Origin of the sequence: Acinetobacter sp. ANC 4470, assembly GCF_002135335.1 — a bacterium.
In the GTDB taxonomy this organism is placed as follows: domain Bacteria; phylum Pseudomonadota; class Gammaproteobacteria; order Pseudomonadales; family Moraxellaceae; genus Acinetobacter.
This window is the reverse complement of record NZ_NEGC01000001.1, coordinates 656,673-682,279: the sequence shown is the minus strand read 5'-3', so window position 1 is coordinate 682,279 and position 25,607 is coordinate 656,673. Positions and strand designations below refer to the sequence as shown.

At 39.6% G+C, this 25,607-nt stretch carries 26 protein-coding genes; 9 read left to right on the top strand and 17 right to left on the bottom strand.

Annotation, left to right across the window (positions count from 1 at the left end; translation table 11 throughout):
• Window positions 1–72: 72 nt before the first annotated feature.
• The 13 genes from B9T25_RS03100 to ubiG all read right to left on the bottom strand — a co-directional run bounded on the left by B9T25_RS03100 (window position 73) and on the right by ubiG (window position 11,825).
• Window positions 73–687, bottom strand: a complete 615-nt coding sequence (locus B9T25_RS03100; RefSeq protein WP_086186995.1) for a TetR family transcriptional regulator C-terminal domain-containing protein — start codon at window positions 685–687, stop codon at window positions 73–75.
• A gap of 364 nt (window positions 688–1,051) precedes the next feature.
• Window positions 1,052–1,861: an ABC transporter ATP-binding protein gene (locus B9T25_RS03095; protein ID WP_086186994.1), complete on the bottom strand. Its 810-nt coding sequence runs from the start codon at window positions 1,859–1,861 to the stop codon at window positions 1,052–1,054.
• An 8-nt stretch (window positions 1,862–1,869) separates the two neighbouring features.
• Window positions 1,870–2,685, bottom strand: coding sequence for an aliphatic sulfonate ABC transporter permease SsuC (ssuC, locus tag B9T25_RS03090; RefSeq protein WP_086186993.1), 816 nt, complete (start codon window positions 2,683–2,685; stop codon window positions 1,870–1,872).
• A complete protein-coding gene (gene ssuD, locus B9T25_RS03085) occupies window positions 2,685–3,860 on the bottom strand; it encodes an FMNH2-dependent alkanesulfonate monooxygenase (protein WP_086186992.1) in 1,176 nt (391 codons plus the stop codon). The genes ssuC and ssuD overlap by 1 nt, the downstream gene beginning before the upstream one ends.
• A gap of 30 nt (window positions 3,861–3,890) precedes the next feature.
• Entirely contained in the window at window positions 3,891–4,886 is a 996-nt protein-coding gene (locus B9T25_RS03080) for an aliphatic sulfonate ABC transporter substrate-binding protein (protein WP_086186991.1), read from the bottom strand.
• A gap of 17 nt (window positions 4,887–4,903) precedes the next feature.
• On the bottom strand, window positions 4,904–5,875 hold the full coding sequence (locus tag B9T25_RS03075) for a sulfonate ABC transporter substrate-binding protein (protein WP_086187045.1): 972 nt from the start codon (window positions 5,873–5,875) through the stop codon (window positions 4,904–4,906).
• 326 nt (window positions 5,876–6,201) lie between these two features.
• Window positions 6,202–7,554 (bottom strand): amino-acid N-acetyltransferase, encoded by a 1,353-nt coding sequence (gene argA / locus B9T25_RS03070; protein WP_086186990.1) that lies wholly within the window; start codon window positions 7,552–7,554, stop codon window positions 6,202–6,204.
• A 137-nt stretch (window positions 7,555–7,691) separates the two neighbouring features.
• A complete protein-coding gene (locus tag B9T25_RS03065; protein ID WP_086186989.1) occupies window positions 7,692–8,039 on the bottom strand; it encodes an RcnB family protein in 348 nt (115 codons plus the stop codon).
• A 233-nt stretch (window positions 8,040–8,272) separates the two neighbouring features.
• Window positions 8,273–8,668: an RcnB family protein gene (locus B9T25_RS03060; protein ID WP_086186988.1), complete on the bottom strand. Its 396-nt coding sequence runs from the start codon at window positions 8,666–8,668 to the stop codon at window positions 8,273–8,275.
• A gap of 296 nt (window positions 8,669–8,964) precedes the next feature.
• Complete coding sequence (locus B9T25_RS14530; RefSeq protein ID WP_171262701.1) at window positions 8,965–9,120, bottom strand: hypothetical protein; 156 nt, start codon at window positions 9,118–9,120, stop codon at window positions 8,965–8,967.
• A 512-nt stretch (window positions 9,121–9,632) separates the two neighbouring features.
• Window positions 9,633–10,379, bottom strand: a complete 747-nt coding sequence (locus tag B9T25_RS03055) for a YciK family oxidoreductase (protein WP_086186987.1) — start codon at window positions 10,377–10,379, stop codon at window positions 9,633–9,635.
• Between the two features lie 37 nt (window positions 10,380–10,416).
• The gene (locus B9T25_RS03050; protein ID WP_086186986.1) at window positions 10,417–11,112 is read right to left on the bottom strand and encodes an HAD family hydrolase; all 696 of its coding nucleotides are present in this window, start codon (window positions 11,110–11,112) and stop codon (window positions 10,417–10,419) included.
• Window positions 11,109–11,825 carry a bifunctional 2-polyprenyl-6-hydroxyphenol methylase/3-demethylubiquinol 3-O-methyltransferase UbiG gene (gene ubiG / locus B9T25_RS03045; RefSeq protein ID WP_086186985.1) on the bottom strand — a complete coding sequence of 239 codons (717 nt, stop codon included), beginning with the start codon at window positions 11,823–11,825 and terminating at the stop codon, window positions 11,109–11,111. The genes B9T25_RS03050 and ubiG overlap by 4 nt, the downstream gene beginning before the upstream one ends.
• Before the next feature lie 179 nt (window positions 11,826–12,004).
• Here ubiG and B9T25_RS03040 point away from each other — a divergent pair, with 179 nt between their 5' ends.
• Window positions 12,005–12,622, top strand: a complete 618-nt coding sequence (locus tag B9T25_RS03040) for a thiol:disulfide interchange protein DsbA/DsbL (protein WP_086186984.1) — start codon at window positions 12,005–12,007, stop codon at window positions 12,620–12,622.
• A 65-nt stretch (window positions 12,623–12,687) separates the two neighbouring features.
• On the opposite strand, the gene B9T25_RS03035 is transcribed toward B9T25_RS03040, so the two are convergent.
• Entirely contained in the window at window positions 12,688–13,347 is a 660-nt protein-coding gene (locus tag B9T25_RS03035) for a TetR family transcriptional regulator (protein WP_086186983.1), read from the bottom strand.
• Between the two features lie 173 nt (window positions 13,348–13,520).
• On the opposite strand from B9T25_RS03035, the gene B9T25_RS03030 reads away from it, so the two are divergent.
• The 4 genes from B9T25_RS03030 to B9T25_RS14525 all read left to right on the top strand — a co-directional run bounded on the left by B9T25_RS03030 (window position 13,521) and on the right by B9T25_RS14525 (window position 17,097).
• Window positions 13,521–14,543: a flavin reductase family protein gene (locus B9T25_RS03030; RefSeq protein WP_086186982.1), complete on the top strand. Its 1,023-nt coding sequence runs from the start codon at window positions 13,521–13,523 to the stop codon at window positions 14,541–14,543.
• A gap of 37 nt (window positions 14,544–14,580) precedes the next feature.
• Window positions 14,581–15,723 carry a fatty acid desaturase family protein gene (locus B9T25_RS03025; RefSeq protein ID WP_086186981.1) on the top strand — a complete coding sequence of 381 codons (1,143 nt, stop codon included), beginning with the start codon at window positions 14,581–14,583 and terminating at the stop codon, window positions 15,721–15,723.
• A gap of 261 nt (window positions 15,724–15,984) precedes the next feature.
• Window positions 15,985–16,701, top strand: a complete 717-nt coding sequence (gene rph / locus B9T25_RS03020; RefSeq protein ID WP_086186980.1) for a ribonuclease PH — start codon at window positions 15,985–15,987, stop codon at window positions 16,699–16,701.
• A gap of 225 nt (window positions 16,702–16,926) precedes the next feature.
• On the top strand, window positions 16,927–17,097 hold the full coding sequence (locus B9T25_RS14525; protein ID WP_171262685.1) for a hypothetical protein: 171 nt from the start codon (window positions 16,927–16,929) through the stop codon (window positions 17,095–17,097).
• Here the strand turns inward: B9T25_RS14525 and nadC are convergent.
• Entirely contained in the window at window positions 17,094–17,939 is an 846-nt protein-coding gene (nadC, locus tag B9T25_RS03015; protein ID WP_086186979.1) for a carboxylating nicotinate-nucleotide diphosphorylase, read from the bottom strand. The two genes, B9T25_RS14525 and nadC, sit on opposite strands and share 4 nt — an antisense overlap.
• Window positions 17,940–18,113: 174 nt before the next feature.
• Here nadC and ampD point away from each other — a divergent pair, with 174 nt between their 5' ends.
• Window positions 18,114–18,689: a 1,6-anhydro-N-acetylmuramyl-L-alanine amidase AmpD gene (gene ampD, locus B9T25_RS03010; RefSeq protein WP_086186978.1), complete on the top strand. Its 576-nt coding sequence runs from the start codon at window positions 18,114–18,116 to the stop codon at window positions 18,687–18,689.
• 73 nt (window positions 18,690–18,762) lie between these two features.
• Window positions 18,763–20,313, top strand: a complete 1,551-nt coding sequence (murJ, locus tag B9T25_RS03005; RefSeq protein ID WP_171262700.1) for a murein biosynthesis integral membrane protein MurJ — start codon at window positions 18,763–18,765, stop codon at window positions 20,311–20,313.
• Window positions 20,314–20,507: 194 nt separating this feature from the next.
• On the opposite strand, the gene B9T25_RS03000 is transcribed toward murJ, so the two are convergent.
• Entirely contained in the window at window positions 20,508–20,666 is a 159-nt protein-coding gene (locus tag B9T25_RS03000; RefSeq protein ID WP_005006601.1) for a DUF1328 domain-containing protein, read from the bottom strand.
• A 192-nt stretch (window positions 20,667–20,858) separates the two neighbouring features.
• Between B9T25_RS03000 and B9T25_RS02995 the strand changes: the two genes are divergently transcribed.
• Window positions 20,859–21,311, top strand: coding sequence for a YcgN family cysteine cluster protein (locus B9T25_RS02995; RefSeq protein WP_086186976.1), 453 nt, complete (start codon window positions 20,859–20,861; stop codon window positions 21,309–21,311).
• A 351-nt stretch (window positions 21,312–21,662) separates the two neighbouring features.
• Here B9T25_RS02995 and B9T25_RS02990 read toward each other — a convergent pair whose 3' ends face one another.
• On the bottom strand, window positions 21,663–23,813 hold the full coding sequence (locus B9T25_RS02990) for an EAL domain-containing protein (RefSeq protein ID WP_228146845.1): 2,151 nt from the start codon (window positions 23,811–23,813) through the stop codon (window positions 21,663–21,665).
• A 290-nt stretch (window positions 23,814–24,103) separates the two neighbouring features.
• Between B9T25_RS02990 and B9T25_RS02985 the strand changes: the two genes are divergently transcribed.
• Window positions 24,104–25,378, top strand: coding sequence for a replication-associated recombination protein A (locus B9T25_RS02985; protein WP_086186974.1), 1,275 nt, complete (start codon window positions 24,104–24,106; stop codon window positions 25,376–25,378).
• The last annotated feature ends 229 nt before the right edge of the window (window positions 25,379–25,607 follow it).

Here is a 25,607-nt window from a genome sequence, read left to right as displayed (position 1 = left end):
TTATTGGGAACTTCGGCGACCATAGCGGTCTATGGTCGTATGCCAAAATTATCGCGGACGATAATTTAAGGTTTATGCACGAGGAATCACGCCATATAACATCATATGGACAGTATGTTGAATGATACGTTGCTGCATACTACGGTTACGTAAAGTTTTACCAGTCACCATTTCCATTTGGATTGCAAAATCCGCATAGTTTTGTGTGATTGCCCAAATATTGAGAATTAAAAGCTCAGGATCAATTTCCTTAGCAATTTTCCCTTGTTCTTGCCATAAGGTAATGACTTTGGCTTTACGTTTTACCAATTTCTTTAATGGGCCTTTTAAAATAGGCAAGATATGCGGCGCACCTTGAATCACTTCCAAAGCAAATAATCGAGACGCTTTCGGTTGGGTACGCGAAACTTCAATTTTCTGCAATAAATAATTGGTGATTGCTTCTTCAGGTTCAAGTTCTGTTTCTAGCACTTGCAGTGGAGAAAGCCACTTTTGTAATACCGTCGTCAGCACTTCAACGTACAGTGCTTCTTTATTTTCATAGTAATAGAAAATATTAGATTTGTGCATTTCAGCAATTTGAGCAATTTCGTCTAAGCTTGCCCCATTAAAACCATAAAGGGAAAATACATCGAGTGCTGCATTCAGCAGTTGATGTCGTTTTTGAGTACTCTTTTTTTGTTCCATCGGCAATGTGAAAATAATAAGAATTGGAATCTTAAATTGTACGGCAAATCACCAGATTTGTGCACAGGCAAAAGTTTTAATTTGATGAATATTGGTGATTTATTTTTTAGATTGGTGATTAAATTGCTCTATTTTTGGGCAATACAAAAGTATCTTGAAAAAGACCAGATGGAATAGATGAATGAATATTTATTAAATGTTTCAATAAGATTGAACTTTTCTATTTTGCAATGCCTTGCATTTAAGTACGCTACTGATCCATGAATGCTTAAAATTATTCAAGCATAAGCTTACATTTAGACAACAGATAATGAAATGAGCCCACATTGAACCATGGTGATGTACCCATTTCATATGTAAAAAATTATGTTGCCAATACTGCATTTAAAACCTGTTGCTCTAGTTCGGTAAAAGCATAATCTTTTTTCCGTGGTCGCGCTAAATTTACTTTAAATTGTCTAGCAATATGTCCCTTGTCGAGCAAGATAATGCGATCGGCTAATTGTACTGCTTCACTAACATCATGCGTGACCAAAATAGCGGTAAAACCTTGTTCACGCCACAGTCTTTCAATCAGTGCTTGCATGTCTAAACGAGTCAGTGCATCGAGCGCGCCTAAAGGTTCATCCAGTAATAAAATGCGCGGTTTGTGTGACAGTGCACGTGCCAAAGCACTACGCTGACGTTGCCCACCTGAAAGTTGTGAAGGCCACAATGCGGCTTTATCTTTTAGTCCGACTTTCTCTAAAAGGGTGGAGGCGTTGCTTTGCTGTTCTTTGGCTAAACCCAGTTGTACATTTTTTTCAATGCTACGCCATGGTAAAAGTCGTGGGTCTTGGAACATCACGCGAATGTCATCACTGGTGATACCTTCGCGTATATGTCGTGCTGATTTAAATTTAATTTCACCGTAGCTCGGTTGTTCTAAATCGGCAATTAGACGCAATAAAGTACTTTTACCACAACCACTACGCCCGACAATGGCAAGGAATTCTCCCGGCTGAATATGTAGGTCTAAATCTTCTAAAACTTTGACTTCACCATAAAATTTATATAATTGCTCAATCAAAATTTCTGCACCGACGACAGCGCTTGGGTTAATGTCTGTAGTGACAGGATATTTATGTGTCGCAGCATCTTCAGCGACATGGCGCTCTATACTTAAATCAGTCATGACGTTCCTTATTTTTGGTATCCAGCATGCCAGCGCAGTAGATATCTTTCTAAAGCCACTGCCAATACATCGGCAAATTTTCCCAGTAGGGCGTATAACAAAATCCCGACCAGTACCACATCTGTTTGTAAAAACTCACGTGCATTCATGGTCATATAGCCAATACCTGATTGAGCCGAAATGGTTTCTGCAACAATGAGCAGTACCCAAACCAGACCCAATGAAAAGCGTAAGCCCACTAAAATGGATGGCATTGCACCCGGTAAAATAATTTCTTTATATAATTGCCAACGTGTAAGTCCGTAGCTTTTACCCATTTCAATCAATTGTGGGTCGACTGAACGAATCCCATGATAGGTATTAATATAAATTGGAAAAAACACCCCAATAGCCACGAGAAATAATTTTGCTGATTCATCAATTCCAAACCATAAAATCACCAAAGGAATTAAAGCCAATGCTGGAATGTTACGGATCATTTGCAAGGTGGTATCTAGTAGCGTCGATGCCAGTTTAGATGAGCCATTGAGTAGACCCAGCAGTAAACCCAGACCGCCACCGACCAATAAACCCAGTAGGGCACGTCCAGCACTGACCTTGACATGTTGCCAAAGTTCACCACTGATCAATAGGTGCCAAAATGCAGTCACGACAGCACTCGGTGCCGGCAAAATACGGCTTGCTAAAAGCCCAGTGCTCGACGCGGTTTGCCAAATCAATATCAGTGCGATGGGGAACAACCAAGGCAGAAAATGCTGCCCAAAGGATGTTCCACGTGAAACCTTGGTTTTGACCAAGGCTTCGGCAGAAATGATTTTGCTCATTAAGCCGGCTCCTTAGTTTTGACTGTTTTTTTTGCTGCATCGGGCACATAGTGATTCGCTACGATTTCACCAAATGGCCCTGTTAAATTCGGTTGCGCTAATTTTTGACGTGTTTCCAGTGGTAGTAAGGGAAAAACTAATTCGGCAAAGCGAATAGATTCTTCTAAATGAGGATAGCCTGAGAAGATGAAGGTATTGATACCCAAATCTGCATATTCCTGAATACGTGCAGCGACAGTTTCTGGGTCTCCGACCAGTGCCGTACCCGCACCACCACGAACTAAGCCAACACCCGCCCAAAGGTTAGGTGAAACTTCAAGTTTAGTCCGATCACCATTATGTAATTCAGCCATGCGACGTTGACCAACGGAGTCCATTTGCTTGAATTTTTTCTGCGCTGCGGCAATGGTGGCATCATCTACATATTGGATCAGTTCTTCAGCTGCTGCCCATGCTTGTTCATTGCTTTCCCGTACAATGACGTGTAAGCGAATACCGTAATTTAACGTTCGGCCACGAGCTGCTGCTTTAGCACGCATGGTCTGTACTTTTTCTTTCACCGCAGCAGACGGTTCACCCCAAGTCAGATATGTGTCGACCTGTTCTGCTGCAAGTTCAAGAGCTGCATCAGAAGAACCACCGAACCAAAGCGGTGGATACGGCTTTTGTACAGGTGGGTATAGTAGTTTTGCATCATCGACTTGTAAGCGTTCGCCGTGGAAAGTAAAGGATTCACCTGTATGCGAACGGGTTAAAATTTCACGCCAAATTTTGGTGTATTCAGCAGCGGTTTGATAGCGCGTTGCATGATCTTCATAGACACCATCACCTTTTAATTCTTGCTCGTCACCGCCTGTCACCAGATTGAGTAACACTCGACCATTGGATAGACGATCAAAAGTTGCAGTCATGCGTGCCGCAAGTGCAGGCGTTGTTACTCCCGGACGTAATGCCACCAGAAATTTCAAATTTTGAGTAGCATCAATTAAACTTGCTGCGGTAATCCACGGGTCTTCACATGAACGACCTGTTGGAATGAGTACCCCTTCATAGCCCAAGTGATCTGCCGCGACCGCAATTTGTTTCATATAAGCATGATCGACTTGGCGTGCACCTTTACTGGTCCCTAAATAACGACTATCACCATGGGTTGGAATAAACCAAAAAATTTTCATGTCAGATGTCCTGAGTTAATTTTGAATAAATTAGTCTTTGCTCGGAAGTGTCCAGATCGCGTCTTGAACATTAATTTTTTGTGGAATGAGTTGAACCTGTTGAAATAAATCAGCGATATTTTGTTGTGTCTGGATCACTTCAGGCGTTAAGGGCTGAATTGGTGATGGTTTTAAGCGTCGATCAAAAACATGTTGTGCAATGGTTTTATTTAGACCAGTACTTTGTGCATAAATATCTAAAGCCACCGTTTGATTTTTTAGAATCCATTGGTCTGCGGTATTTAAACCATTAATGAATTGCTGGGTCGCTTGAGGGTGTTCAGTAATGAACTTTGGATTGGCAATATAAAATGAATAGGTTTTTGGAAAATCTGCAGCACTGGTCAGAACTTTTGCTTTACTGTCCAATTCAGCTGCACTCAAGTAGGGTTCCCAAATTGACCAAGCATCTATAGATTGTTTATCAAATGCAGCTCGAGCATCAGCGGGTGGCAACCAGATGGGCTGAATATCGATCCAGCTTAAATTCGCTTTTTGTAATACCTTAGCCAGTAGTTCATGGGCACTGGAACCTTTTTGTACCGCAATACGTTTACCTTTTAAATCGGCAAGGGTTTTAATGCTGCTACTTGCTGGAATCACTAAAGCTTGAGATTGTTCCGGCACCACTTCATAAGCGATGTAACGTAAATCTTTATTGGCCGCTTGGGCGAAGATAGGCGGGGTATTTCCGACATAACCAAAATCGACTGCATTGACAGCTAATGCTTCAAGCATTTGCGGACCAGCAGGGAACTCACGCCATTCAATTTTGGTTTGAGGAAATTGCTGTTCAAATAATGCTTGTTGACGAGCAACCAATAAATTTAATGATGATTTTTGGTAGCCAATAGACAATGTTTTGATTGGCGTACTTGTATTGGTTGCAGATGAGCTGGTTTCTTTTTGTTCAGGTTTTTGGCATGCAGCAAGTGCAAGGCTTAGTGCGGTAATCCCAATTAGGCTAAAAGATTTAAGTACACTCATGGTGATGCTCCTATTATTTATTTACTTGTATTATTTAAAATGGCAGCTTGAATATTGATTTTGTTGGGGATGAGTTTTTGTTGATAAAATGCATCCGCTACATATTGTTGTTTTTTTACGATTTCATCAGAAATGGGCTGCACACCAAAACCCATGCGAGAAATAGAGGTTTTGAGGATGTCTAAAGATAAACCTGTGGGTTTTTCTAACAGTTTTGCTGCTTCATCTTGATGCTGTGCAACCCATTGTGTAGTGATGTTCAGCTCATTCACCAGCGTTTTTAAGATTTCTGGATTTTGTTCAGCAAATTTGCGATCAGCTAAATAGAATTGGTGGTTGCTGACGAGGTTCTGACCAGTTGCCAAAACACGTGCACCAATTTGATGTTCTGCTGCGGCAAAGAAGGGATCCCAAATGACCCAAGCATCGACAGAGCCACGTTCAAAGGCAGCACGTGCATCAGAGGGTGGCAGGTAGACCACTTGAATGTCTTGCAACGTCAGCTTATTGGCTTCAAGCAGTTTTAATAATAAATAATGTACGTTTGAGCCTTTATTCAGCACAACACGTTTACCTTTCAAATCTTGAATGCTTTTGATCGGTGAATCTTTTTGTACAATCAATGCTTCTGCCAAAGGTGCAGCGGGTTGGTTGGCAATGTAAACCAAGTTTGAGTTTGCTGCCTGAGCGAAAATGGGTGGAGCTTCGCCTGCTTCACCCAATACGACGCTACCGACGTTTAAGCCTTCAAGTAATTGCGGACCCGCGGGGAATTCAACCCACTTTACCGTCACGGCTTGTTTTTTTAGGGCTGTTTCTAAAGAACCTTGTGCCTTAATAATGGGTAATAAACCATATTTTTGAAAACCAATATTTAAGGTCACCGTTTCAGCCGGTTTTTTGCCACAACCTGACATCATCATTGCACCGGCAATTACTGAAGAAAGAACCAGAAATTTCGCTAAAAAAGGTGCTTGAATGACGCTCATGAAAGTATGCTCCGCAACAGGAAGTGTTGAATATTGCACACAGGCTAAAGCCTTTTCTTTTTCGAAAAAAATAAAAAAATAGGGATTGATCATGAATAAAAAAGATAAATAAAAAACAGCAAAGCTTTGCTAAAAAAATGATTTTTATTGTCAATAAAACATGCGGATTTATTTTTTAACATATTGATATTTATTATATTTTATTCTAAATATGACACGATTATAAGCTTATGAAAAAAATAACATAAGTCAAATGCATTAGATTCACTCAAATGCAAGATAAAGTTATAAAAAATAAAGATATAGCAAAAATAAAAAAAGCCACGTTAAAGTGACTTTTTGAACACCAATGAATTACGTTGATAGTTATACAGCGCCTGACGTGTATTCGGCAGATCATCGACACTGGCAGGCTCAAAGCCATGCTCCACAAACCAATGCGCGGTACGTGTGGTCAACACAAACAGTTGTTGAATGCCTAAGCGTTTCGCTTTGTCTTCCAAATAATGCAAAATTTGGCTACCGCGATTAGACTTTCGATAACTTGGATCGACCGCGACACAGGCAATCTCAGCTGATTTAATGTCATTGGCGGACGTTGGAATGGGGTAAAGCGCTGCACAGGCTAAAATCATCCCGTCACGTTCAATCACCGCGAATTGCTCAATTTCACTTTCTAGTCGTTCACGTGAGCGATAAACCAAAATCCCTTCAGCTTCGAGTGGACGAAGTAAATTCATCAAGCCACCAACATCTTGAATATTGGCAGTGCGAACCTCTTCATAATGGGCATCGGTCATCATGGTGCCTGAACCATCACGGGTGAAAAGTTCTTCCAGTAATGCACCATCGTAAGTATAAGAAATGAGATGAACTCGATTGACCCCTTGAAGCGAGGCATTTTTTGCACCACGGAGCTGTAAGGCAATATCAGGATTTGAATCTTGATATTGTAAAATATGCTGATCAAGTTGATGTGGAGCAATTTCACGTTGTAATTGCCCTAATTCATTGACTAAACCTTGCTGTTTACCTAAGAAAATCAGTTTATCTGCTTTAAGTAATATCGCGGTGTTGGTTGCCACTTCTTCTGCGACCAAGTTAAAAACTTCACCTGTGTTGGAATAACCTGTTGGACCAAGCAAGACAATATTGTGATTTTTAAGATGGCGCTGAATCGCCTGAGTATCTACGGTACGCAGTTCACCTGTCAGTTGAAAATCAATGCCATCACGAATGCCATACGGTTTTGCGGTGACAAAATTGCCTGAAATCACATCAATACGTGCGCCGTACATGGGTGAATTGGCCAGCCCCATAGAAAGTAACGCTTCAATTTGCAAGCGAATAGAACCGACTGCGTTCATGACACAACTTAAGGATTCGCGTGTGGTAATTCGGCGGTGATTATGAAATGGCGTTTCAATACCACTGGCTTTTAAATTTTGATTGATTTGCGAACGTGCACCATGAACTAAAATCAGGTGAATGCCTAACGAATGCAGTAGGGCAATATCATGAATAATATGTTGGAAATTTTCATGTTGTACCGCTTCACCATCAAACATAATAACAAAGGTTTTATTCCGATGTGCATTGATATAAGGCGCAGAATGTCGAAACCAATGCACATATTGCAAAGTTGTGCTTTGTGATGTTTCAGAGGAATTCGTGTGCATACCTATCTCAAATGAAGAATAAAATCCTATACATGATTCTAATCAAAAAAAAGCTGAGCGGAAGAATAAAATAAAAAAAACACCTTAACGGTGGTTAAAGTGTTTTTAAGAAATGAAAATGGTTGAAGTTAAATGACTTAGTTTTGAATGCGAATAATACGATTAGTGCGTTCATTGACCAGCACATAGTCACCATTTACTTTATACCATTGCTGGTAACGGCCTGTTTTAGCCAAGCGGCGTGCTTCACGGTCACTGACTTGAAAGCGTGAGCTACTGTATTGGCGTGGTAGGGTTTGACCCACACGCCAGTCACGACTCGGGTTTACCCGTTTGTTGTCATAACGGTTGTTATTGTCCCAACGATTGTCTTGAGTATGGTTATAGCGTTGCTGATCGTCATAACGATGATCCGTTGCTGCCATTGCAGAAGTCGCCATTAATGCAGATAAAGAGAGCGCAATTGTTGTTAGAATTTTTTTCATTTCTTTCACCTAATTTTAAATAGAACGGTTATTTCGTTGTATTCAAATTAACGAAAAATTAGAGATAAAAAATGAGAGCTGTATAGTTGAATTGTGAAATTCGTGGAGAAAAAAAGAAGATGGTAAAAACACTGAAAACTTTATAGATAAAGGGCTGGCGACAAAATGAACAATATGTGACACATAAAAAAAGCTCAAACTTCAGTTTGAGCTTAGGATGTTCAGAACAGGATTTAGAACCCTTGAATACGCATAATATTATTACTATTAGTGTCGACTAAAATATAATCATTATTAATTTTGTACCATTGTTGATTACGCGACGGTTTTGGTAAATCATGTTCTTTATAATCTACTTTGTAACCATTACCACGATAATGCTGTGGCATTACGTAACCTGCTTGCCATTTATGTTGTTGTAAACGTTTTACCCCACGTTCTTCTCGAACTCGGCGTTTATCTTGCATACGGTCATCGTCGTCATTATCGCGAAAGTCACGACCTTTATTAGAAGAGTGCTGACGTGGTTGATCCCAATCACGACCGTTATCATGAGGTGCAGCAGTGGTTACACTGTTTGCCATCAATGCACTGAAAGAAATTGCCAAAATTGTCAAAATCTTTTTCATGTTGAACCCTCATAAAAATTATTAATTTCACGAATACTAATGTACAAAATAATTGCAGAGAAACTGTGAAGATAAATCACTCATTTATTAAAAAATACAGAGATAATAAGGATATTCTGCATCAATATCTTGCATTTTAACAATCTTAATATATTTTATTGTTTATATTAAATACTATAAAAACAGGATATTGATTAAAATATAGTATCTCATTTTTGAAATTCATTTTATGGGTTCAAAATGATTATGTCAAAATGCAATAACAGATGATTGCACCTATTTAGGCGAGAATGTTTTTAGTTCCATTGTTCGGTTAAGTTTTGTAAGGAGCGAATGGCTTCAGCAATGCTTTCTGCTTGTTTGGCATCATTTAGACCAATAATTAAGGCATTTGAAAGTTGTAAGCTTTTAATCGAGCGAATAGTGTCAATTTTACGTTTTTGATCGGTCATTTTAGATTCCTCAAATGTGGTGTTTTGCCCTGAGGATTAGCATAGCTAGATAAGTTTGATTTGGAAAACCGTATATCTTTATAAAATCTATTTAAAAATACGATTTAAAGGCGTATTTGTGTAATAGACAGCGGAATGCTTTAAAAAATTAGCTATAAAAAAGGAAGCATAAACTGCTTCCTTTTTAGTTTTAAAGATTAATAGATAAATTGCATAAATCAAAAAACTTTCAATATTCGATTTTTTAAAATCAGCATTGCCTCATTCGATTGATTCAATTTTTATGCCTTCGCGTAGGCATTATCTCTACTTTTGAAAGGTCAAAATGAGAACCTCAAAATATATTTTGAGTCCGCAAAAAAAAAACCTTTTGTTTCCCATACACGACATCCCTGTCGTGATGGGAAACGTGCGGCATCCATGCCACACTCATGAAGCTAATACCTGCTAAAAAAATTTAATTTTGGCTTTACGAACCATTAGTATTAATCAAAAATGACTTATGAAAAAGTCTAATCCTGTGCATCAATACTTTCACCATTCATCTCTAAGCTGTCCTCACCCATTAAATACAGGTAAGCCGGCATAATCATTTCAGGTGTTGCTAAGATTTTAGGATCTTCATCTGGATAAGCTTTGGCACGCATGGCTGTACGGGTCGCCCCCGGATTAATACAGTTGAAACGTACATTGGGGTAGATATTTTCTTTGGCAAAGAGTTGGCTTACAGCTTCAATGGCAATTTTTGAAATTGAATATGCACCCCAGCGTTCACGTGCTTCGCGGCCTACACCTGAACTGGCAAAAACCACAGAAGCATGATCAGACTTTTGTAACAGTGGTAACAGCTCTTGAGTCATAATAAATGGCGCACGTAGATTCACGGCCATCACATCATCCCAAACATCAATTGGATAATGGGCGAGTTCTGTGCGTTCGCCCAGAATACCGGCATTATGCAAAATGCCATCTAGGCGACCAAACTGTTTGTCTAAAGTATCGACCAGTAATTCATAATCTCGAGGAGAGGCACTGGAGAGTTGCAAAGGTAGAATAGCTGGTTGTGGTGCACCTAAACTTTCAATTTCATCATAAATAACTTCAAGCTTATTTAAGGTACGTCCATGCAGTACCACTGTTGCACCGTGTAGCGCATAGCTCAGTGCTGCTGCACGGCCAATCCCATCGCCCGCACCTGTAATCAGGATAATGCGATCTTTTAACAGATCGGGGCGAGGTTGGTATTCTGAATATTTCATTGCAGATCTCCTCGTTTATTGTATTTTTATGTGTTTATTAAATCAGAGAATGGTGCTGTTGCTTTGGCTTGACCAATTGCTGAATCACTTGCTGTAATTCAATAACAGTGTTTACTATACAATCCGCTTGCCATGCTGTTAAGTCATCTTTGTGCTGTAATGGTAAATAACCATAAGCCGCTAAGATGGTGTACATATGGGCATGACGACCGGCATCGATATCACGTGGGTGGTCACCAACATAAATACATTGTTCTGGTGGAATCTGAATTTGTTTGGCTGCCAAATACATCGGTTCAGGATCGGGTTTGGTCTTGCTGACATCTTCAGGACAGACCAAAACAGCACAACGATTGGTCAAATTTAGCGCTTTAAGTAAGGCTTCACTTAACCAGCGCGGCTTATTGGTGACAATACCCCACGGAATATTTTGGCTTTCTAAGGCTTCCAGTAGCGGATACATGCCTTCAAATAGGTCAGTTTCTACCGCAATATCGTCGCCATAGACATCTAAAAAGCGTTGTCGATGGGCGAGAAAAACCGGATCTTCGACATCCAATTCTGGATAGACCAATTTCACCATGGCACGTGCGCCTTCCGACACTTGGGTACGAATCAGATCCGCAGCCACCACGTCACATTGTTTATCGCGGCACATGTCTTGAATAATGCGAATAAAGTCAGCAGCAGTGTCAATGAGTGTACCATCTAGGTCAAATAGGACCGCTTTCATTCGGCACCTGCTTTTACGGTATACACCATGTAGTTCACGTCAACATTTGGTGCCAACCAATAACGCTTCGTCAACGGATTGAAATGTAATCCAGTCATGTCTTTGAGGGTTAAGCCAGCACTACGAATATCATGTGCAAGTTCAGACGGTTTAATAAATTTATGATAATCGTGAGTACCTTTTGCCAACATGCGTAATACATATTCCGCACCAATAATGGCGAATAAATACGATTTTGGATTACGGTTAATGGTCGAAAAAAACACATGACCCCCCGGTTTAACCAATGTTTGGCAAGCTTGAATAATCGATGCTGGATCGGGCACATGCTCCAGCATTTCCATACACGTCACCACGTCATATTGTCCTGCTTGTTCTTGGGCTAATTCTTCTACAGGAACTTGACGATATTCAATATTGCTCACACCTTCTTGTTCGGCATGAATACGCGCTACATTTAACGGGGCTGCACCCATGTCGATACCCAAAACCTGAGCACCCCGACGCGCCATACTTTCAGATAAAATACCGCCACCACAGCCGACATCAAGTACTTTCTTGCCACTAATACCACCTGAATGTTCATCAATCCAATTTAAGCGTAAAGGGTTAATTTGATGCAGTGGACGGAACTCAGAATGCTGATCCCACCATATGGCTGCGAATGCTTCAAATTTGGCAATTTCTTGTGGATCAACATTCAATTGCGACATCGGTGTCACCTCAATTAAGTCGTTATCATTTAAAAATCTCATCTATATTAGTGTAGCGTTAATTCTAAAAAAAGCGATAAAAGCTGTAAAAAAGTTCACAGAATGAAAACGAATTTGAGATAATTGATTTATAGTGATCGTATAAACTCAGCATAATGATTTAGAGGACAATAAGGTCAATGAAAAAATTCCTTTTAAGTAGTGTTGCTACTGCTATTTTTGCCTTTTCAGGTACGGCAATGGCTGCCAATTTTGTTGCGGGTAAAGATTACACCGTGGTTGCCAATCCAGGTAAAGTTCAAGTGCCGGGGAAAATTGAAGTCCGTGAATTCTTTTGGTATGGCTGCCCGCACTGCTTTACATTAGAACCGCATATGCAAGCATGGTTAAAGCAGATTCCTAAAGATGTAAACTTTATCCGTACACCGGCTGCAATGAATCCGGTATGGGAGCAAGGCGCGCGTGGTTATTATGTGTCTGAGGCTTTAGGCATCCGTAAAAAAACCCATCTTCCGCTATTCCATGCGATTCATGAGGGTGGTCAACAAATTTTTGATCAAAAAGCACAAGCTAAATTCTTTGTTAAATATGGCGTACCTGAAGCCAAATTTAACAGCATGTTTAATTCATTTGCCATTACCTCAAAAGTGGCACAAGCAAAACAGTTGGCACAGCAATATCAACTGACGGGTGTTCCTGCAGTAGTAGTGAATGGTAAATATGTGGTGCAAGGTGAAGATAGTAAAGTAACGCAAGTGGTGAGCTACTTGGTGGAAAAAGAGCGTAAAGCAAAATAATTTTTTTCTGCTTTAAAAAACCCGCAAATTGCGGGTTTTTTATATCTGATATTCCAGCGTTTGGATCACTCCGCTGCTGTCGTTTGCACCATATCCCAATTGGAAATACCACGAAAAATTAAATGAACTTGGGTAATGGTCTGTAGCTTAAATTGTTTTTGTTGTTCTAAGCGTGCTTGGTCTTGATATTGACGACCAATGTTCATCCAAGTCATAGCCCAAGTAAAGGATAAATTAATTAAAATATTGGCAAGCACTTGTAAGTCTTGTGCATTGCGGATGTGCTTGACCATTTCCATTTGCGCTAAATCATTGGCCAAATCTTCAATTAAAAAATTAATTTCACGTGCAATCGCATGCCGAATCACTTCTGAGCCGCCCCAGCGCTCTGCAATCAAAAATACCCAAGGTTCAGGATTATGCTCAACGGCTTGGAAAAATAGGTCTAAGCTAATTTTTGTTTTGGTATTGGGTTGATAAATATAGGCTTGTCCCAGTTGATGCAAAATGCCTTTTAAATGCAGCGCAACTTGATCGACCAGTTCTAGTCCAAGCTCATTCATGTCTTGAAAATGGCGATAAAAAGCCGTCGGTACTAAACCGACATGGCGTGCGATTTCACGCAAACTAATGCTACTGAAAGAACGTCCAGACGTGCTTAAAGCCAGTGCAGCATCTAAAAGCGCTTGGCGGCTCTGTTGTTTGCGCTCATCCCGTATCGACATTCGACTACCCTAAAAAAATCCTGAGCGAAGTCTATCAAAAAAAAAGCAATTAAACGACGAATGTCAGTGAACAGGTGTTGACTGAATTAAAAAATAATTATAGTGTACAAGTGTTCACTATAAGAACATCTGTTCACTCAAATAAATAGCCAGCAATAAAAGAGGAACGTCATATGAGTCATGTGATGCAGTATCAGCCGCAATGGATTCGAGAAGATTTCGTCGATTTTATTGCTGAAAAAATAAATCCACTGTGGGCGTGGAAAAAAGTCAAAGCCACGATTGTTGATATTCAAGCCATTGCGACTGATTTTTATCAAATTCAGCTGCAACCGAATCATAACTTTCAAGCCGAGGCTTTTTGTGCAGGGCAAAGTATTTTAGTGACCGTGGTGATCGCAGGTGTGCGTCAGCAACGTCATTATTCGATTGTGAAAATGACCGATACTGGCAACATTATTATTGCGGTGAAACGTCAGGGTAAAGTATCCCATGCGTTAACCCATTTGATAGTCGGCAGTGTGGTGGAAATTTCGCAGGCTCAAGGTGATTTCAGCTTAAATTCATCTCCAGACTCTATTTTATTGTTGGCTTCAGGCAGTGGCATCACTGCAATTTATGCACTTTTGCAACAAGCACTTAACCAAAAGATGCGCCAGATTGATCTGATTTATTTTAGCCGTGATGAGGCTTTTCATGCCGAATTGTTGCAACTGGCAGAGCAACATCCACAGCTGCAATATCATTATTTTAATACCGTGGCACAGCAGCAACATTTAACTTTACAACTGCTGGAAAGCACGGTGGCAGATTTCGGGCAGCGTCAAAGCTATGCCTGTGGTGCTGCGGGCATGATGCAAAGTCTCAATCAAATTTATCAACAGTTGGGTATTGCTCAGCAGCTGAAACAAGAATATTTCCAAGTGCTGGTCGATGAAACAGCATCTGTACAGCCTGTGGTATTTTTACGTGCGCAACAAGAGTTTGAGGCCAAGAGCAATTTACTGGACAGTGCTGAACAGGCGGGTTTAAGACCCACACATGGTTGTCGTATGGGTATTTGTAATACTTGTACCTGTACCAAAGTGAGTGGTTCAACCAAAAACTTATTGACCGGTGAAATTGACCACACTAGCAATATCCAAATTAAATTGTGTATCAGTCAAGCGGTAAGTCCCGTGGTGATTAATCTTTAACGATACATCGTACTTATTTTAGCTGAGGAGAAAAACAATGAATATGTCAGTTAAATTTCTAGAAAACAGTAAATCTAAACATCTAAGTGCTGAACAAATTGCAGAATTTGGTCAACAAGTCGATGTCATCCGCCGTGAAATTATGGACAGTATTGGTGAGCAAGATGCCCAATACATTTATAAAATTCGTAATTTTGTTCGCTATAGTGAAATTGCATCACGTGGCATGTTGATGTTCGGTGGCTGGATTCCACCCATTTGGCTGTTGGGTACCGGTTTATTGGGTATTTCTAAAATTGTAGAAAATATGGAGTTAGGGCATAACGTGATGCATGGTCAGTTTGACTGGCTCAATGACCCAAGCTTAAATGGTGCCAATTATGATTGGGATACCATCTCTGCAGGCGATGATTGGAAATACACACATAATTATATCCATCACACCTATACCAATATTGTTGGCAAAGACCATGACGTTGGCTATGGCTTGCTGCGTGTCAGCGAGTCGCAAAAATGGGAACCACGTTTTTTATTGAATATTCCTTTGGCCATTCAATTGATGGTGTTTTTTGAATGGTATGTAGGCTTACAAAATTTGCATATAGAAGATGTTGTGGCTTATAAAACCAAAACATGGAAAGAAGTCTGGAAAGATTCAGCGAAATTCCGTAAGAAAGCAGTGCGTCAGGTCGCCAAAGATTATGTATTTTTCCCGCTGATTGCAGGACCCAATGCGATTCCTGTGTTTACGGGCAATGCTGTCGCCAATGTGATTCGTAGCTTATGGTCATCAGCGGTGATTTTTAATGGTCATTTCACTGAAGATGCAGAAACCTTTGAAGCAGATAATACTGAACATGAAACGCGTGCAGAGTGGTATTTACGCCAAATTCGTGGCTCAAGTAATTTTACCGGAACAGAGTGGTTGCATATTTTAAGCGGCAATTTAAGTCATCAAATTGAACATCATTTATTTCCAGATATGCCTGCCAATCGTTATGCAGAAGCAGCACCTAAAATTCGTGCTTTATGTGCAGAATATGGTATTCATTATAATGAAGCCAGTTTTATGAAGCAGTTTGGTAGTGTCTGGGTGCGTTTAGCCAAATGTTCATTACCGAATCAATGGTCATCTAGCCTGACGCAGTCTATGCAAAAGGTGAAAGGCATATTTGCTTAAGCCTGTTATTAAATGCTTTTTTGGGATTGATCAAAGTGTGTTGATCAATCCCTTTTTGTTTTTACCGCAGAGGTGATTTTACATCGGGAAGCGGTGAATGATGTTTCCGTATATCCAAGGATAGGAATGCGTCTGATCTTTATATAATGGGTTCTTGAATAAATGACGATAATTTAAAAACCGTCAAGTTGTAGCAAAATCATCTGATCTGCTTCTGTTATACTCAGCCGCAATGAATTTTAGCCCCAATAAGGACCCATTATGCGTATCGACCAACGTACATTAGATCAATTACGTGATGTAAAAATTACCCGTAACTATACGCGTTATGCGGAAGGTTCAGTATTGATTGAATTTGGTCATACTAAAGTTCTTTGTACTGCCAGTATTGATAATTCAGTGCCACGTTTCCTTAAAGGTAAGGGGCAGGGTTGGGTGACAGCAGAATACGGTATGTTGCCACGTTCGACCCATACCCGTAGCGACCGTGAAGCGGCGCGTGGTAAACAAAGTGGTCGTACCCAAGAGATCCAGCGTTTAATTGGTCGTAGCTTACGTGCCATGGTTGATTTGAAAAAACTGGGTGAAAATACCATTACCATTGACTGTGATGTGATTCAAGCTGATGGTGGTACACGTACCGCTGCAATTACTGGCGCAGCAGTGGCTTTAATTGATGCGATGAATGTATTGCTTGAGAAAAAGAAAATTAAGCAAGACCCACTTAAAGGCTTGGTTGCGGCAGTGTCTGTGGGTATATATCAGGACGAAGCTTTGCTGGATCTTTGTTATGAAGAAGATTCTAGCTGTCAAACAGATTTAAACGTGGTGATGACACAATCTGGCGAGTTTATTGAAGTTCAAGGAACAGCTGAAGAAAAACCATTTACCCGTACACAGTGCAACGAAATGCTTGAATTGGCTGAAAAAGGTATTCAAGCGTTAATTAAAAAACAACAAGAAGCTTTAGGCTGGTAAGTTGTTGATTTCTAAAATGCACCATGAGCTGTATTTTAGATGAAGAATAAAACCCCATCACAGTGTTCTGGATGGGGTTTTATTCTATCTGTGGCTTTTTAAAATTTAAAAACAAAAACAGTCAGATACAAAAAGGGAGCAATCACTGTACCCTTTTAAACACAGGCTTAAGACGATGTTCATATTTGCTGTTTAGACTAAGCTTTTCACTTTCAGGAGTCTAAAATGCTGAATATCTTAATTGTATTAATATCAATCGTAACATTGGCACTAATGACCAGTGATCCTCGAACATCAGCACAAAAGTCTCAGCAATCCGCTTGGCAACAACAAAAACCATCCATTGAAATTCAAGATTTAGCTTCTAAAGCAGAGAATGACACCGAGCAAACTTAAGCATTAAAACGCATGGATAAATCGATCGCTTTTACGTCTTTGGTTAAAACACCCATTGAAATATAATCTACACCAGACGTTGCTACTTCACGTAAATTTTCAATGGTAATGTTGCCTGAAGCTTCTAATTTACAACGACCTGCCACATGTTGAACCGCATCAACCATTTGTTGCTGACTAAAATTATCCAGCATCACGATATCGGCATGTGCTTCTAAAGCTTGGTTCAGTTCATCCCACGTTTCTACTTCTACTTCAACGGGTTTACCTGGGGCAATCTGACGGGCTTTGGCAATCGCTTGTGCAATACCGCCTGCCGCCATAATATGATTTTCTTTAATTAAAAATGCATCAAATAAACCTAAACGATGGTTTTGTCCACCACCAATCGCCACTGCATATTTCTGTGCAATACGTAAGCCTGGTAGGGTTTTACGGGTATCTAATAATTTAGTATTTAAGCCATCAAGTTGTTTGACATATTCAGCTGTTTTTGTCGCAACTGCCGATAGAGTTTGCACAAAGTTCAGTGCAGGACGTTCAACCGTCAATAAGCTGCGTGCCGAACCGGCTAATTTTAAAAAAGCTTCATTGGCTTGAACACGGTCGCCATCATTTTTAAGCCATGTCACTTGTACATTGGCATCATAGGCTTGAATTAACGCATTCACCCAAGGTTGCCCTGCAAGTATCATCTCTTCACGGCTAATAATGGTCGCTGTGGCTTGCTCATCTTCAGGAGTTAATAAAGCGGTGAGATCACCTGCACCAATATCTTCTTGTAATGCGTGTTGAATATTGATTTGAATCGATTGTTCAAGCAGCGATGGAGAGATGCTCATAAGTATGTCCGTATCTTTTTTAACCCATGAAAATTGCGCGTTATATTAGCATTGTTCATTTAAAAGAAATGTTTTTTCCATGGATTTTATCTTTGTAATTTTAGATTTTAAGCTTAAAGTTTAAGGATTGCGCTAAAATCAGCAGCTTAAACCAATAAGACTCAGGATAGAAATATGCAACATGCACCGTCTTTTCAGGTCATCGATGGTCAGTTAATCGGTGCAAGGCAAATCGCATCCCCAAATTATAATCAACGTCCTGAACAGACCGAAATTCAATTGGTGGTGGTGCATAATATTAGTTTGCCACCCTCGCAGTTTGGTGGTGGCTATATTGAACAATTTTTTCAAAATCAGCTCGATTGGTCTGTACATCCTTATTTTCAAACGATTGAAGGGATGCTGGTTTCCACCCATCTGTTAATTTTGCGAACTGGTGAAGTTTTGCAATTCGTCAATTTTAATGACCGTGCTTGGCATGCAGGACGTTCAAGTTATTTAGCCCAAAAAGAATGTAATGATTATTCGATTGGCATTGAACTCGAAGGCAGTGATGACATGCCTTTTGAAGAGATTCAGTACACGGTTTTAGCTGAAGTGATTACTGTGTTACAGGCGGCATATCCTAAAATATTACAGCATTTGGCAGGGCATTCCGATATTGCACATGGACGTAAAACCGATCCAGGGCCATTTTTTGATTGGTCAAAAACCAGAGCATTAATACAACAATGTAAAGCAAATAAATAACAACTTGAGTTTATGATTTAACAACGAAATTCCTATGGAGTTTCTTTACAATAGCGACTTATTTTAAGACTAGGTGGAAACGATGGCGCTTTGGCGATCGACCTTTATTGTTAGTGCAATGACGATGTTGTCTCGGGTCTTGGGTTTAGTCCGAGACATCGTTTTGCTTAATGTATTTGGTGCAGGTAAAGATTTCGATACCTTTGTAGTGGCGTTTCGTATTCCGAATTTCTTTCGGCGGCTATTTGCCGAAGGGGCATTTTCACAAGCCTTTATTCCAGTCTTAACTGAATATAAAAGCACCAAAACACATGCCGAAGTTCAAATTCTAATTAGTCGAGTGTTTGGTTGCTTAGCGACTTTCATGACTGCTTTGACGTTTATTGCGATGATTGCTGCACCTGCGATCTTGTATATCTATGCACCAGGTTTCCATGATGACCCTGAAAAATTTACTTTAGCAACAGACATGTTCCGTTTGACCATTCCCTATTTACTGTTTATGTCATTGACTGCTTTTGCCAGCAGTATCTTAAATAGTTACGGTTCATTCTCAACGCCCGCTTTTGCACCCGTTTTATTAAATATCACCATGATTGCAGGGGCATGGTGGTTAACACCGTATATGGCTGAACCAATTATGGCATTGGGTTGGGCTGTCGTGGTCGCAGGTGTGCTGCAACTGGCAATTCAAATCCCAGAGTTATGGCATAAAAAGCTGCTGATTCCACCTAAAGTTGATTTTAAACATGAAGGTGTTGATCGCATCATGAAACTGATGCTTCCTGCATTATTTGGTGTGTCGGTGACGCAAATTAATCTGCTATTGAACACCATTTGGGCATCATTTATGCAGGATGGTTCAGTTTCGTGGTTATACAGTGCGGAGCGTATGACTGAATTGCCTTTGGGCTTAATTGGTGTTGCGATTGGTACGGTGATTTTACCGTCTTTGTCGGCACGCCATGCCGAGCAAGATCAGACCAAGTTCCGTGGCATGATTGATTGGGCTGCAAAAGTGGTGATGTTGGTGGGTATTCCAGCCAGCATCGCCTTATTTATGCTGTCCACCCCTATTATTCAAGCATTGTTCCAACGCGGTCAGTTTACTCTAGAAGACACGCAAATGACGGCACTGGCATTACAATGTATGAGCGCTGGGGTGATTTCCTTTATGTTGATTAAAGTTTTTGCGCCAGGTTTTTATGCACAACAAGACACCAAAACACCTGTACGTGTGGGCTTAATGGCTGTTGCAGCCAATGCGATTTTAAATGTGATTTTTATTGGTTTCTTTAAGTTGATTCATTGGGAAGCAGAGCACATGGCATTGGCATTGGCATCTTCAGGCTCTGCCTTGGTCAATGCGGGGATGTTGTATTTCTACCTGCACAAAAAAAATATCTTCCGCTTTGAGGCACATTGGAAAAAACTTTTCCTTCAGTTTGCTATCGCCAATATCAGCATGATTGCGGTGCTTTGGTATGCCTTGACTTGGTATAATGGCGAGGTATCACAATGGATTCGTATTTTTGAAGTGATCGGGCTGTGTGTGGTGGGGGTGTTGGCTTATAGCATTGGTTTACTTGCGACAGGTTTTAGACCACGCCATTTAAGACACTAAGCAATCGTTTAAAAATGTATCCTTCAGCTTAGAAAAATGAATATCGGCTTGAAGTTAATTGAGAGAGAACATATGTTTCATCAATTAACTTCAAGTTTTTTATGTGATGTCGCTGATAAAATTTAAATATGAAAAAGAGCCCCAATTAGACTCTTTTCACAATACTAAGTTCCTATTTTACATGTTGGAGGTCGTTATACTTTGCCTCGGGATAGGAAGCCGACAATCGCTAAAATAACTGCGATTACAAGTAAAATAACCGCAAAGTCCTTCGATAAGCCTGCGACGCCACCGAAGCCGAGTAAACTGGCGATCAATGCAATCACTGCAAAAATAATTGCCCAACGAAACATACGCTTTCTCCATACATTGTTATTTTAAAAGTAGGTTCAGTATAGAGCTTAGAAATTTATAAGATTGTTATTTTTCTGTTTAAAAAATGTTCAATTTGGTTGTAAGTATATGATTAAAAGTAAAAATAACATTTCATACATCGTGAACTTGAACACGTTATAATAAGCATTATTCTCTATTCTTTCACTTTTATGATCGAGCAATTACGTCCACAATTCTGGAAAAAATATCCTTTAGCTGAACTTAATCCTGCTGAATGGGAGGCGTTATGTGATGGCTGTGGTTTATGTTGTTTAATTAAATTAGAAGATGAAGAGCTTCAAGAAGTGGCCTATACCAAAGTGGCCTGTAAACTTTTAGATTGCAAAACGGCACGTTGTAGTAATTATGCACAGCGTCTTGAGTTTGTCCCTGATTGTATTCAATTAACACCAGACAAATTAGCAACCATTCATTGGCTGCCAGCAAGTTGTGCTTACCGTCGTTTAAAGGAACAGAAAAAATTACCCTCTTGGCATTATTTAAATACAGGTACGCGCAGCAGTGTGATCCAAGCAAAAAAATCGGCAGCAGGTCGTTGTATTTCTGAAGTTGAAGTCAATGAAGATGACATTGAAGATTATATTGTACGTTGGGTACGCTAATCGGATGGATTTAATCATTTAAAAAAGCTGCTTCCAAGATCAGGTTAAAACCATGCTGTCTTAATAGGGCGGTTGTTACGTCCGTCACTGATTTTTTGATTGGAAAATTTGTGCACGATTGGCTAAGAAATAATCTCCAATACTACCAAAACATTCTGCGAGTTAACGTGGCATGGACAGTCTTACTCAAAATTCAGGGCTGACCTGCAAGATAAGCACTGATTAAGTACATGGCAGCATCAAGGTTTATAGCCTATGTAATCTAAATTGAATAAAGTTTTGCAATAAAACAATGATCTCATATCTTTACTTTTTCTATATATTGGTGCATCAGTGACTAGTGATTTAAGATCAAGAACCAATCGCATCTATAGGCTGTAATAGTGCTGTGATATGATCAAATGCCATAGGATGATAGAAATAAAAACCTTGTCCAATATGACAATCACATGCTTTAAGTGTGTCTAATTGTTCTAAATGTTCAATGCCTTCAACTAATATATTTAAGGAAATGCTGGCACCAATTTGGCTAATGGCTTTAATAATTGCTATTGCGGAAGGATCATCATGTATGTTTTCTATAAATTTACGGTCGATTTTAAGACAATCTACAGGATAATTCTTTAAGCGAGTTAAAGATGAATGTCCTGTACCAAAATCATCTAATGAAATATGAATTCCCGCTTTTTTTAATAAGTTAAGGGCACGAATGACATAGTCCGAGCCGCGTTCTGAAAGGCTTTGCTCGGTAATTTCGATTTCCACCATTTCATATGGAATATTAAACTGTGCCAGCCGATTTAACAGCGTTTCCGCATAATTATCTCTTAAGAATTCGACAGGTGCAGCATTAATTGAAATGGGTAAAAGTTGCATGCCTGAATCTAACCACTGCGTCATATCTTGAAAGACTTTTAATTGCATAATTTCGCTGATACGCGTTGCAAGTTCATAATCTTGAAAAGATGAAAAAATATGCGAGGGCAGTTGTATGTGATCGTCCGTATCGTACCATCGCAGTAAAGCTTCAAACCCAACCACTTTAGCATCAGTCAGACGGACTTTAGGTTGATAGAACGGCACGATTTTATCATTTTGAATGATTGCTCGAGCAAGTGCCAGTTGCTTTGTTGTCGTCTCGATGGCTTTAAACATAGTGTTCTTAAACATACGAATGCCACCACGCCCGCTGATTTTCAGATCATTTAAGGCGACATCTGCACATTGTAGTAAGGTTGAACTATTCTGCGCATCCCGAGGATAAATTGCACAGCCAGTACTCATGCCACCATTGATATATTGTCCAGCATAACAAATAGGGATGTCGAGTTGTAATCGAGCTGTTTTGGCAATCTGGAGCAATTCCGATTCATCGGTAAGATTAGGAACAATAATCGCGAATTCATCACCGCCTAATCGTGCAACAACGACGCCACTTTTAACACAATCACTTAAACGTTGACCTAAAATTTGCAGTAAATAATCTCCTGCAATATGTCCGAGAGTGTCATTAATATGTTTGAAATAATCTAAATCAATCAGTAAAAAGCCGACCGATTGTTGCTGCTGACGTGCATTTTGAATGGTTTTTTTAAAGATCTTATTAAATGTCCGACGATTATATAAACCCGTTAATTCATCTAATTCAATGACTTGTTTTAATTTTTTTTCAGCAACTGCTTGTGAGCTGATATCACGAGAAACACAGAGAATGCTTTGGGTTAGGCCATCTTCATCCAGTATAGGGGTTAAAGTATGCTCCCAATACTGCGGTGGTTGACCTGAAATAACATGTATACCATCAAAATGTGCATTTTCGCCTTTTATGGCACGATTTAACGCATGTTGCCCTGAATTTTGCATAGATTTAGGTAATAAGTTTAACCAAGGCATACCCAATTTCTTTTCATTTACAGATATACCTAGCGTCAGATAAGCGGAGTGATTCATATGGCTGATCAGACCATCGGCTGTTAACACTTCAATGCAATCTATACTTGCATCTAACATTTGGGTTTGTGTTGTTACTTGTTGAGTTAGTTCAAGCTGTTTTAAATGATGCTCATGTATATCGGTAACAGTGACCATCCAGGCAAAATTGTTTAAATTTTTACTGTGGTGTTGTACGCAAATTAGACAAAATCGATATCCTTTTTGAGCATGCTTAATTCGACATTCTTTTTCAAAATCTTGTTGTGTGAGTAATGATTGTTGCCATAAAACAATGAAATGTTCAAAATCTTCTGGATGAACAAATTTTTGCCAAAAATTGATGTCATGGTGGTTGAGATTTTTACCCATATATTGGCAAATTGCTTGATTATAATAATACTGATTTTGTTTGTTTTTTACCCAAATGAGTTGCGGTAATTGATCTAATAAGGTTTGGGACATTAAATTTTCTGTATGTAATTGAGCATTACTTGCTTCATTGATATGGTCAAGCTGAATAATAAACTCCTGCCTAAGAGGCGCTAGCTTGTTTTTGAAAGTATATTTCATACAGCTTACCCATTTAAAAACAACCATAATAATGAGGGGATATGATGCTATTTGCTTAATAATTATATACTTTTTTGATAAAAAGTAGAATTATTAAGCATAGATTTCTTAATTTATAATCACAGTAAATAGTCTGTGTTTTATTTCAATGTAGATTTTGATCATCCACAGTAATATGGCATAAACTTTAAAAAAAGAGATATGATTTTTTTGTAAAACACTTAAATTGAAATACGCGATCGCAAAATTACATAGTAGACTTGTTTTAAGCACAGTAAAGAAATAACAAGATGTCAGACAGCAACATTCCTCTTCCTGAAAGGCTCCGCCCACATGATTTATCTGGAATTATGGGTCAAGACCATTTGTTAGGTGCTCAAGCACCTTTACGCCAAATGATTGATCAGGGGCATTTACCCTCCATTATTTTTTGGGGCCCACCAGGCGTTGGAAAAACCACCATTGCTTTGCTTTTGGCCCAAGCTGTAGATCGGCCTTTTGTCAGTCTATCGGCACTGAATACTGGGGTGAAAGAACTCCGTGAAGTGATTGCCGAAAGTGGTGATTTACTGACACCCGTGGTCTTTATTGATGAAATTCATCGTTTTAACAAGTCACAACAAGATGCATTACTCAATGCCGTCGAAAAAGGCAAAATTACTTTAATTGGGGCGACCACTGAAAACCCTTCTTTTGAAGTCAATAATGCGCTGTTATCGCGTTGTCAGGTCTATAGCTTAAATGCATTAACCGACGATGCCATTCAGACCTTGTTGAATCAAGCATTACAAAATGATGATTTTTTAAAACAGCGTTATATTCAAATTGAAGAATATGAAGCATTTATTCAATTCGCTGCTGGAGATGCACGTAAGGCATTAAATCTCTTGGATTTGATTGCCAGTACTTTTGAACCAGAACTGGAAAATATCATTACCAATGCCGTGGTGGTGAAAGTCGCACAGCAAAATATTGCCCGTTATGACAAATCGGGTGAGCAGCATTATAATTTGGTTTCTGCATTTATCAAGTCTATTCGCGGTAGTGATCCAGATGCGACCTTATATTGGATGGCACGCATGCTTAAAGGTGGTGAAGATCCTGTTTTTATCGCCCGTCGTATGTTAATTTCTGCCTCGGAAGATATTGGTAATTCCAACCCAAATGCCTTGTTGTTGGCGGGTGAATGTTTCCGTTCGGTTCAAGCAGTAGGCATGCCAGAATGCCGAATTATTTTGGGACAATGTGCCGTGTATTTGGCCACCAGTGCCAAGAGTAACAGCACCTATTTAGCCATTAATAAGGCTTTGGATTTAGCTGAAAAAACGTCTAACTTACCAGTGCCATTGCATTTAAGAAATGCCCCGACCAAATTAATGAAAGAGCAGGGCTATGGTGTAGATTATCTTTATCCGCACAATTACCCTGAGCATTTTATTCTGCAAGAATATCTACCACCTGAATTAAAAGGTACAAAATTATACGAGTCAGCACGCAATAAACGTGAAGTGGAAGGTGAGCGTTTACAGCAACGTCGGTGGCAGCAAGAACAACAGCAGCAATAAATAAAAAAAGCCCAACTCTTGGAAATGAGTTGGGCTAAAAAGGATGTCTGAGATTGGGAGAGGACATCCTTCAGGAATAATGGATGAGTACAACTAAATTTGGCTTAAAATATTAAAGTTAATCTTGTCTGGAATGTGATCATTTTAGCGCCATAACTAAACTTTGTAAAAACGATCATTTTTATTAAGAAAATTGATTTATTCGATCATCATGGGCAATATTAGAGTC